The sequence below is a fragment of the Rhizobacter sp. P2_H2 genome (assembly GCF_056403375.1).
Genome location: NZ_JBFUFP010001209.1, coordinates 1 through 1,511, shown reverse-complemented (window position 1 = coordinate 1,511; position 1,511 = coordinate 1). Strand labels below are relative to the sequence as shown.

Here is a 1,511-nt window from a genome sequence, read left to right as displayed (position 1 = left end):
GAGTACCCGCTGTCGCTGCTGGTCGAGCGGCTGCAGCCGGTGCGCGATGCGAGCCGCTCGCCGCTGTTCGACCGCGCGAGCATCGAGCGGCTGTGGGCCCACTACCGCGTGCTGCTCGACGGCATCGTCGCCGACCCGGCCCTGCCGATCGGCCGGCTGCCGCTGCTCGATGCCGCGGAGCGCGCCGCTCTGTTGCCGCCCGTGCTGCCGCCCGCGCAGCCGATCGCGGTGGCGCAGGCCCAGCCGCTGCACCGGCGCTTCGAGGCGCATGCCGCGGCCACGCCGGACGCGACCGCGCTGCGCTGCGACGGCGCCGCGCTGTCGTACGGCGCGCTGAACCGCCGCGCGAACCAGGTGGCGCACCGGCTGCAGGCGCTGGGCGTCGGGCCGGGGACGCGCGTCGGGCTGTGCGCCGAACGCTCGATCGAGCTGGTGGCCGGGCTGCTGGGCATCCTGAAGGCGGGCGGCGCCTATCTGCCGATCGACCTGTCTTACCCGGCCGAGCGCGTGGCCTTCATGCTCGGCGACGCACAGGCGCCGGTGATGCTGACGCAGTCGGCGCTGCTCGCGCGGCTGCCGCCGCACGCCGGTGCGACGCTGTGCCTCGACGACGCGTCGCTGGCCGAGGCGCCCGTGGAGAACCCGGCGAGCCCCGTCAGCGCCGACGACCTGATCTACGTGATCTACACCTCCGGTTCCACCGGCCAGCCGAAGGGCACGCTGCTGACGCACCGCGCGGTCRACCGGCTGTTCAGCGCCACCGACGGCTGGTTCCGCTTCGGCCCGCAGGACGTGTGGACGCTGTTCCATTCGGTCGCGTTCGACTTCTCGGTGTGGGAGCTGTGGGGGGCGCTGGCGCACGGCGGCTGCCTGGTGGTCGTGCCGCAGGCGGTGAGCCGCTCGCCGGAGGCCTTCCTGCAGCTGCTGCACGACGAACGCGTGACGGTGCTGAACCAGACGCCTTCTGCCTTCCGCCAGCTGGTGCAGGCTGACGTCGACAGCGGCGCCCCGCGGCGCACCGCGCTGCGCGAGGTGGTGTTCGGCGGCGAGGCGCTGGAGCTGCAGGCGCTGCGGCCGTGGTTCGAGCGCCATGGCGATGCGCAGCCGCGGCTCGTCAACATGTACGGCATCACCGAGACCTGCGTGCACGTGACGTACCGGCCGATCACGCGCGCCGACGTGGACGCACGCGCCGGCAGCGTGATCGGCGTGCCGATCCCCGACCTGCGCGTGCTGCTGCTCGACGCGCTGCTGCAGCCGGTGCCGATCGGCGTCACCGGCGAGATGTTCGTCGGCGGGCCGGGCCTCGCGCTCGGCTACCTGAACAGGCAGGAGCTGACGGCGGCACGCTTCATCGACGACCCGTTCCGCCCCGGCGAGCGGCTGTACCGCAGCGGCGACCTGGCACGCTGGCGCCCGCGGACCGATGGCGCGCTGGAGCTGGAGTACCTCGGCCGCATCGACCACCAGGTGAAGATCCGCGGCTTCCGCATCGAGCTGGGCGAGATCGA

At 73.6% G+C, this 1,511-nt stretch carries 1 protein-coding gene; it reads left to right on the top strand.

All coding sequences use genetic code 11. The annotated features are described in order from the left end of the window. Positions 1 to 1,511: non-ribosomal peptide synthetase (locus AC1D15_RS31620; RefSeq protein WP_477829159.1), on the top strand; the 1,511-nt coding region annotated here is incomplete at both ends.